Source organism: Ancylomarina euxina (assembly GCF_003863355.1).
Taxonomy (GTDB): Bacteria; Bacteroidota; Bacteroidia; order Bacteroidales; family Marinifilaceae; genus Ancylomarina; species Ancylomarina euxinus.
Genome location: NZ_QQWG01000027.1, coordinates 20,872 through 30,021 on the forward strand (window position 1 = coordinate 20,872; position 9,150 = coordinate 30,021).

The following is a 9,150-nucleotide window of genomic DNA, read 5'->3' on the forward strand; positions in this document are numbered from 1 at the left end:
CCTCAATTTTTTTTAATTTTTAGAGAATTTATAAAATTTTAATATATTTAACGTTTTTTTTATATGAATGTAGATAGTAATGAGTGCATTAGCATTGTGCTTCATATAAGCCCGAGGACTACGTCTCTATGATATTGGGGCGAAGTTATGTGAAGATATCATATCGATGGCTCATTACTTTAAATGATACATATGTTTTAGTTGCGATTATTGATAGTGTTATTTTTTGATTAGTCTCAGTTTGTGATGGGGTATTACCAAGCTAATGATTTTTGCTTGTTTATCTAATTCTTTTTATGTCTTTAAATTAAATATATTGGAGTTGTTTTTTTAATGCTAAATAACAGGATATTATGAAAATAAACGATTTCTTTGAAATGAATATCTGCTATACACAGGAGCAAGTAAATTCATTTGCAACTATTACTGGAGATACAAATCCAATACATATAGATGAAGATTTTGCATCTAAGAGTTTTTTTGGTTCTCGAATAATTCACGGATTTTTATCAGGTTCTATATTTTCAAGAATAATTGGAACATATTTCCCAGGAAATGGATCAATTTATTTATCTCAATCAATGAAATTTTTGAAACCTATGTATACAGAAACAAATTATACTGTAAGAGTAATAATCGTAAACTGTGACTATGAAAAAAATAGGTATACGTTAAAAACTACCATACATAATAAAGTAAGTATGGAGGAGGCACTTGTTGGTGAGGCTTTAATATATTATAAACCTATTTAATACAAATTTTATATGGACTTTAAAAAGCAATTATATTTATCTCCATTTGGAAGAATTATTTCATTAATTCAAAATGTTTTTAGTTTTATTTCAAGACCTTATATGGTCTATGGTTATTATAGTAAATTTGATAAGAAATTTAAAAAACATACAAGAATATCTTCCTCATCTATTATTTTAAATAAAGAAAATTTGAACATTGGTGATAACGTGTGGATTTGGCATTATTCGATTATAGATGCTTCTAATAAAGTAACAATCGGTGATGGATGTCAAATAGGGGCTTGGGTAGGTATTTTTACACATAGCAGTCATGTTTCTATTCGATTATATGGTGGGAATTCCTATATTGAAACTGAACAATCAGATAGACTAGGATATTTGAAGGGAGCTGTAAACATTGGAGATTATACATTTGTTGGTGCAAAAGCTTCTATAATGCCAAACGTTACAATTGGGAAGGGATGTTTAATAGCTGCAGGTGCACTAGTAAATAAATCTGTTCCGGATTTTTCAATTATTGTTGGAAATCCTGGTGTAATTAAAGGAAGTACACTTGATTTAGATGAAAGATATTTTAGTGATGAATTGATTCAAAAGAATTATTTTGATAAAAAAACTATTGATGAGTTTCTAAAATTAAAACAAACGGAAATAGTATAACATATAATTATTCTTGAATATATCATCTTGCCATCAAGAATAAATTTTTTAATCATTAAAGAAGTTATTAATTCTCTAAAATTGGGATGGATAATAACGGGTTTAAAAACTAAATTATTCGAAAAAAATATCGGAATATTGCATTGTGGCCAATGTATTGGTAATGAACTTTACGATAATAGGCGGAGTTCCTGAAGTTTCATAATTATATTAACTGCTGATTTTGTAAAGTTTAAATGAAAATAACTAAAATTGAAAAGAAAATACCTGTTGGTTTTATTGATGTTCATAATCAGGCTTTTTGTGGTTTTTTTTTAACATCACTCGGGACGAAATTTCTGAAATTATATTATTCCTCAGTTTTAAAGAGTCCTAAAGGTCTTGTTTTATGCCTTCAAGATGATATCGGGACTATTTTAGGTTTTGCTGCTGGTACGACCTACTCTAAAGGTTTTCTGAAGAACATATTATTTCATAACTTTTTTTCTTACGTTTGGGTGCTCTTTACGGGTTGTATCAGTAGACCTAAGGCCATTTATAGATTATTAAATAATCTAAAGAAGGGGGGGGATAAGAATGTAGATTTTGGTGATTATGCAGAATTACTCTCTATAGCTGTTCCTCCACAATATAAAGGTCTTGGTTACGGGAAGTTATTACTCCAAGCATTTGAAATTGAGTTATTAAAGTTAGAAACAAGAAAAAGTACATTGACCACTGATTATTTTGATAATGAAGGTGTGATTGCCTTTTATAAAAACATGGGATATGAAATCTTTTACGATTTTATAAGTTATCCTAATAGACGTATGTATAAATTCATTAAGAATCTGTAAAGTTTTTTTATGAAACTATTATAGTCTCTAGCTTATCCATTTATTTTAACTAGATATGAAAATACCATTCTCACTTCCTGTAATTGATCAGGATGTCATCGATGAGATGAACGATACATTAATCAACACAGGTTGGTTAACTTCTGGACCTAAGGTGATTGCTTTAGAAAAAGAAATTCAGAAATTAACTGATACCGATACGGTTATCTGCGTAAATTCCTGGACATCTGGAGCTATGTTAACTTTACGTTGGTTTGGTGTGGGGGCAGGTGATGAAGTTATCATTCCATCTTATACCTATTCTGCTACAGCTCTTGCAGTTTTAAATATGGGAGCTACTCCTGTAATGGTCGATGTAAAGGACGATTTTACCATTGATCCTGAGAATATTAAAAAAGCTATTACAGAAAAAACCAAAGCTATTTTTCCTGTGGATATGGCAGGCTGGCCTTGCGACTATGATAGTATCATGGAGTTAGTTTCTTCTGATGAAGTGAAAGCTAAATTTAACGTTCAAGGCAAGCAACAAGAAAAACTAAATCGGATTTTGGTGATGGCTGATGCTGCTCATTCTATTGGGGCACACAGTTATGGTAAACCAGTGGGTAGGCTTGCTGATATTACTGTTTTTTCTTTACATTCTGTAAAGAATATTACTACAGGTGAAGGGGGAGCTATTTGTTTAAACTTACCAGAATCATTTGACCATACTGAAGAGTATACATATTTGAAAGCCTTGTCATTAAATGGGCAAAATAAATCTGCTTTTGAAAAGAACCAGCCAGGAGCTTGGAAGTATGATATTATCGATCAAGGGCTAAAAGTTAATTTGCCTGATATTTGTGCTTCTGTTGGTTTAGCCCAGATTAAGAAATATAAGTCAGAATTACTTCCCGAACGTAAGTCCATATTCCAATATTACGATAGATTCTTTAAAGAGAAAAACTGGGCGCTTTTACCACCATCTATTAATGAGTCAAAGGAGTCTTCTTATCATCTGTATCTTCTTCGTATCAGTGGTATTAGTGAAACTCAAAGAGATGAAATGATACATTATATCTCAACAAATGGTGTTGGTGTTAATGTGCATTATATACCCATGCCTATGTTAACACTATTTAAGAACTTAGGCTATCAAATCGCAGACTATCCGAATACTTATAAGTTGTATGCTAATGAGATTTCATTGCCAGTTTATAATAATTTATCTGAGGTTGAATTAAAAATGGTGTGTGCCATGGTTGAAGAAGCATACAATAAAGTTGTTGCAAAATGAAATATTTGATTTTTGTATTTGAGCTGTCATTCATCTCAAATCTTAAATCTCAAATCTCAAATCTCAAAAAAAATGAAAAATCTAAATATACCTCAATTCATATCTGAGAATATCACTTTCCGTAAGGAGAGTATGTTCGCAGAAGATTTAAAGACCAATCACGAGCAATTGAGTTCGGAAATAAAAGGGAAAACGGCTTTGGTTATTGGTGGAGCTGGAACTATTGGATCTTCTTTTATTAGAGCCATGCTAAAATACGAACCAGCCAAACTGATTGTGGTTGATACCAACGAAAATGGCTTAACTGAGCTAACTCGTGACTTGAGAAGTACTCATGGTATGAAAGTGCCGGAGTTCTACAAAACATATCCCTTGAACTTTGCTGATCCGGTATTTTATCGCATGCTTCAAAATGAGGGGCCATTCGATATTGTTGCAAACTTTGCAGCTCATAAGCATGTACGTAGCGAAAAGGATCACTATTCCATTACAGCCTTGATCGATAATAATGTATTAAAGGCTGAAATCTTATTAAAGGAATTATTAAAATTTCCTCCTAAACATTTTTTCTGTGTTTCAACTGATAAAGCTGCTAATCCTGTGAATATAATGGGAGCCAGCAAAAAGATCATGGAAGAAGTGATTATGGCTTATTCAAGAGAATATCCTATTTCAACGGCTCGTTTTGCTAATGTAGCATTTTCAAATGGGAGTTTGTTGGATGGTTTCATTTCTCGATTAATTAAAAAACAACCATTTTCTGCCCCTTCAGATGTGAAACGTTATTTTGTTTCGCCTGACGAGTCTGGACAAATTTGTTTGATGGCTTGTGTTTTGGGACAGTCTGGAGATATCTTTTTCCCTAGATTAAAGACTGAGCAGATGGTCACTTTTGCAGAAATATCTGATCGCTTTTTAAGGACTTTGGGTTACGAACCCTTAGTGTGTTCAAGCGAAGAAGAAGCCAAGCAAAAAGCCTTAGCTTTGGATGAGAATTCAACTCATTATCCAGTGTATTATTTCGGGTCAGATACCTCAGGCGAAAAAAGTTTTGAAGAGTTTTTCACTCAAGATGAAATTCTAGATGAAGAAAGCTTTTCATCTTTAGGCGTGATCAAAAATGCCCCTAAAAAAGAGTTGAGTGAAGTTGGTATATTAACCAATGAGTTATCATCTCTTCTTACCGCTCCAGATATTTCAAAGGCTGCTATTGTTAAAGCCTTATCTACATTTTTACCCAATTTCAAGCATATTGAGACAGGTAAAAGTTTAGATCAGAAAATGTAGAAACCTGTCAGAGTAGGACGAAGTCGTTCCTGACAGCGTTTAAATTTTAAGATGAAAAAATATGTACAAACATTTCTTTAAGAGACTAATTGATTTCACAGCATCGTTAGTTGCTTTATTAATCTTATCTCCTTTATTGATTCCAGTTGTCATTGGTTTATTATTGACTGGTGAACACTATGTCTTTTATTCCCAGAAGAGAGTTGGTTATAAAAACGAACGCTTTCAAATATTGAAGTTTGCAACGATGTTAAAGAATAGCCCTAATATGGGAACCGGTTCTTTAACTTTACGTAAAGATCCTAGAGTATTGCCTATGGGTGGTTTCTTGCGTCAAACAAAGATTAATGAGCTACCTCAAATTATAAATACCTTCATTGGTAACATGACGATTGTTGGGCCTAGACCTCAAATGGAGGTTGATTTTTATAAATTTCCAAAATCGATACAGGATGTTATTTATAATGCCAAACCTGGTATTACAGGGATTGGCTCTGTTGTTTTTAGAGACGAAGAAAAAATGATGACCAATGCTGGTGGTGATCCGCATGAGTTTTATGAGACTCATATTGCACCTTATAAAGGAGAATTAGAAGTTTGGTATCAAGAAAACCTTACATTTATGACAGACTTTAAAATTATCTTCCTTACAGCTTGGGTTATAATATTTCCTGAAAGCAAGTTAATGGAGACTTGGTTTAAAGATCTTCCAGATTTACCTGAAGCCTTAAAGATATAAGATGTAAAAAAGTTACCTATTCAAGATGAATTTAATAATATTATGAATAAAAATAATTATATTGTCATAATGGCAGGAGGAGTCGGTTCCCGATTCTGGCCCATGAGTACGGAAGAAAAGCCTAAGCAATTTCTAGATGTTTTGGGAATTGGGAAAACGCTTTTGCAACAAACGGTAGCCCGTTTCAAAACAGTAGCACCAGCTGAGAACATTCTAATTGTAACATCTTCTAAATATAAGGAACTCGTAATAGCTCAGTGCCCTGAGCTTTTGGGAAGTAATATTTTGTTGGAGCCTTGCATGCGAAATACAGCACCTTGTATTGCCTATGCAGCCTATAAGATTAAGGGATTAAACCCAGATGCTAATATTGTTGTGGCTCCATCTGATCATTTGATTACGAATGAGGCAGAATTCATTCGCATCATCGAGAATGGTTTAGATTTCACGGCCAATAATGAGACTTTATTGACTTTGGGTATTCAGCCACATCGTCCTGAAACGGGTTATGGTTATATTCAGGCTTCGCCAGAGGATTTACTTCCCCCTTCAGGGGGAACACAAGGGGGTGTTGTTACTGAGAGAGGTGTTTGTAAAGTAGCTGCCTTTAAAGAGAAGCCAAACTTGGAAACAGCTAAAAAATACTTGGCTTCGGGTGATTTCTTTTGGAATTCGGGTATTTTCTTGTGGTCTCTTAAGAGCATTATCAAGGCTTTCGAAAACGATTTGTCTGAAGTGGCAGCACTATTTGCAAAGGGAGAATCTGTTTATAATACCAATCAGGAACAAGCCTTCATCGATGAGATGTTCCCGACTTGTATGAATATTTCCATTGACTACGGTGTGATGGAGAAGGCTGATAATATCTATGTGCAACCAGCTGATTTTGGATGGTCTGATTTAGGCACCTGGGGATCACTTTGGGAAAAGCGTGAGCGTTGCGAGCAAGGTAATACCGTAGTAGGTGAGCAGGTTCATGTTTTTGAATCGAGCAACTGCATCGTCAACATGCCGAAAGGTAAGAAAGTGGTTATTCAGGGCTTAGATGACTATATCGTCGTAGAAGACAATGAGGTATTAATGATTTGTAAAAAAGAGGAAGAGCAGCGCATCAAAGAATTCCGTGCTGCCGTTCTTTCATAAAAATAAGGAGCCACAAATTTCACAAATTAAATTCGTGTTAATATGTCTAATTTGTGGTTTCTTCTTTTACGGAAATATGACATATATCCTTGAAATGAGCAATTATATTGCCAATATGCCTAAGGAAAATAAAGAGTAGACGATTATGAGATCCTTTTAATCTCTAAAAGAGAAGAAGAACAACGCATAAAAAAAATTAGAGATTCAGTTATAAATTAATGACTAAAATAACATTATAAGCTAATTATATCTTGGTAATAACTTACATTTATAATTATTGACTGAGGTGTTAAAGTAAATAGTTCTATTTTGACGTTTGCAGATCTTTATTTTATTAGGAGGATTTATAATGGATGATTTTACCAATAAATTTGAAGATGACAAAAAGTAAATTAGTGATAAGCTCCTTATTAGGCGGAGCTTTATTACTATGTTTTTCGGCTACTACCGTGGCCCAAAAAAAAGAAATACAATATAAAGTTGAAGCTTCTGCTCAAGCTTCTTCTGAATCAACGCTTCCTTTTTGGTTAGTATCAAATAGAAATGGTATAATTCCAGATAAAAAGAGCGAGAGACTATATCTTGGATTTAACAAAAACTATAATAGAAATGAAGTTTTTGATTGGACATTAGGTGCTGATGCAGCTATAAGCTCTGGGTTTCATAAAACAGCTTTAGTTAATCAATATTATATTGGATTAAAGTATACCAAAATCAAATTATTCCTGGGAGCTAAAAATCCAGAAATAGATTTAGATGGCTTATCGTTTACGAATGGTAATCTAATCATGGCAGGCAATGCTCGTCCCTATCCCAAAATAGAGATTGGATCAATTGATTATATCAATGTTCCTTACACAAATGGTTGGTTAGGAGTTAAGGCAGTCTTATCGAACGGTTGGCTTTTAGATGATAGATATGTAAGCCATGTCAACCTTCATCATAAAAACTTTTTTATCCGCTTTGGTAAAGAGAAAGGTTTTTCTTTAGAAGCAGGTATCGATCATTATGTACAATGGACTGGAATATCACCTGTGTATGGACAATTAGAGGGAGGATTAAAGGCTTTTGCCAAAATCCTTATAGCTAAAGAAGGTGCGGTACTAACAACTTCTAATGGGGGAACTAGCCGTAATGAAGCGGATAACTCACTTGGAAATCATATTGGACAAAATCAGGTGAAACTGAATTACAACTTGAATAAATTTAGTGTCTCGTTTTTCATGAAAAACATGTTCGAAGATCGAAGTGGTGAGGTTCGAAAAATATATAATGTTCGAGATATCTATTATGGATTACATCTAAAACTACATCAGATTAAAATAGTAAAGTCAATTCTTGTCGAATATTATTCATCATTGCATCAAGGGAGTGATGAAATTGCGCCCGATGGAAGTGTTTGTGGATACGATAGTTATTTTAACAATAGTATTTACAGATCAGGATGGTCGAACTACCATAGGGGATTTGGATTACCTCTAAACTCCCCTTCTACAATAAATGACGACAACAGCATATATTTTCTAAATACAAGCATGAAAGCCTTCAACTTTGGTTTTACCGGGGCGTATAAAAAGCTACAGTATCTTTTTAAAGCAACAATGTATAAAAATTATGGTCAGGTTTATCCTGTCGTAAATGATAAATCTCTACCAATCGAAGATTGGACTGTTAGAAAAGAATTTACTGTTGATCCGCAAGAGTATCAGAAACACTTTTTACTGGAACTATCACTTCCTCAAAACAAGATTCCTTTTGATATTTCTGCAAGTTTTGCATATGATTCCGGTGATATTTATAAGGAGAACTTTGGATTAATGTTGAAGATCTCGCGAACAGGTTTTATCAGCAATATGCTAAAAAAGTAGACCTGAAAAGCAGATAATATCTACGTGCAGCCAGCAGATTTTGGATGGTCTGATTTAGGCACCTGGGGATCGCTTTGGGAAAAACGTGAGCGTTGCGAACAAGGTAATACCGTAGTAGGTGAGCAGGTTCATGTTTTTGAATCGAGCAATTGCATTGTGAATATGCCTAGAGATAAAAAGGTAGTGATTCAGGGCTTAGACGACTATATCGTCGTAGAAGATAACGAGACCCTTTTGATCTGTAAAAAAGAAGAAGAACAGCGCATCAAAGAATTTAGAGCTGCCGTTCTTAATTAATTCTTCAACCACAGAATTTAAATGTATAGAACCACAGATTACGCAGATTTACACAAATTAAATCTGTGAATTCTGTGGTTTTATATTTTTTTGAAATACAACCACCTCCCCCGATTGCGATCAGGTACTCCTCCTTAAAAATGAGGAGAAAAATAGAGCTTGTGGAGTTGCTACATTTACTTGGACAGTGAGTTAAGGTATAATTATCTTAATAATTTATATCTTAGAAAATGGAAAAAGAGAGACGAAAATTTAGTAGAGAGTTTAAATTAAATGCTGTTGAGTTAAG

The 9,150-nt window shown here is 33.7% G+C and carries 9 protein-coding genes; all 9 read left to right on the top strand.

The window, feature by feature from the left end:
- Positions 1 to 353: 353 nt before the first annotated feature.
- The 9 genes from DWB61_RS16775 to DWB61_RS16815 all read left to right on the top strand — a co-directional run bounded on the left by DWB61_RS16775 (position 354) and on the right by DWB61_RS16815 (position 8,861).
- Positions 354 to 752, top strand: coding sequence for a MaoC family dehydratase (locus tag DWB61_RS16775; protein ID WP_125032096.1), 399 nt, complete (start codon positions 354 to 356; stop codon positions 750 to 752).
- A 12-nt stretch (positions 753 to 764) separates the two neighbouring features.
- Positions 765 to 1,415, top strand: coding sequence for an acyltransferase (locus tag DWB61_RS16780; protein ID WP_125032097.1), 651 nt, complete (start codon positions 765 to 767; stop codon positions 1,413 to 1,415).
- 236 nt (positions 1,416 to 1,651) lie between these two features.
- Complete coding sequence (locus DWB61_RS16785) at positions 1,652 to 2,251, top strand: GNAT family N-acetyltransferase (RefSeq protein ID WP_125032098.1); 600 nt, start codon at positions 1,652 to 1,654, stop codon at positions 2,249 to 2,251.
- Between the two features lie 55 nt (positions 2,252 to 2,306).
- Positions 2,307 to 3,527: a DegT/DnrJ/EryC1/StrS family aminotransferase gene (locus DWB61_RS16790; RefSeq protein WP_125032099.1), complete on the top strand. Its 1,221-nt coding sequence runs from the start codon at positions 2,307 to 2,309 to the stop codon at positions 3,525 to 3,527.
- A gap of 72 nt (positions 3,528 to 3,599) precedes the next feature.
- Positions 3,600 to 4,814, top strand: a complete 1,215-nt coding sequence (locus tag DWB61_RS16795; protein WP_125032100.1) for a polysaccharide biosynthesis protein — start codon at positions 3,600 to 3,602, stop codon at positions 4,812 to 4,814.
- Positions 4,815 to 4,875: 61 nt separating this feature from the next.
- Positions 4,876 to 5,553, top strand: a complete 678-nt coding sequence (locus tag DWB61_RS16800; RefSeq protein WP_125032101.1) for a sugar transferase — start codon at positions 4,876 to 4,878, stop codon at positions 5,551 to 5,553.
- 42 nt (positions 5,554 to 5,595) lie between these two features.
- Positions 5,596 to 6,696, top strand: a complete 1,101-nt coding sequence (locus DWB61_RS16805; RefSeq protein WP_156190281.1) for a mannose-1-phosphate guanylyltransferase — start codon at positions 5,596 to 5,598, stop codon at positions 6,694 to 6,696.
- A gap of 377 nt (positions 6,697 to 7,073) precedes the next feature.
- Positions 7,074 to 8,564 carry a capsule assembly Wzi family protein gene (locus DWB61_RS16810; protein ID WP_158614455.1) on the top strand — a complete coding sequence of 497 codons (1,491 nt, stop codon included), beginning with the start codon at positions 7,074 to 7,076 and terminating at the stop codon, positions 8,562 to 8,564.
- 24 nt (positions 8,565 to 8,588) lie between these two features.
- A complete protein-coding gene (locus DWB61_RS16815; protein WP_125032104.1) occupies positions 8,589 to 8,861 on the top strand; it encodes a hypothetical protein in 273 nt (90 codons plus the stop codon).
- The last annotated feature ends 289 nt before the right edge of the window (positions 8,862 to 9,150 follow it).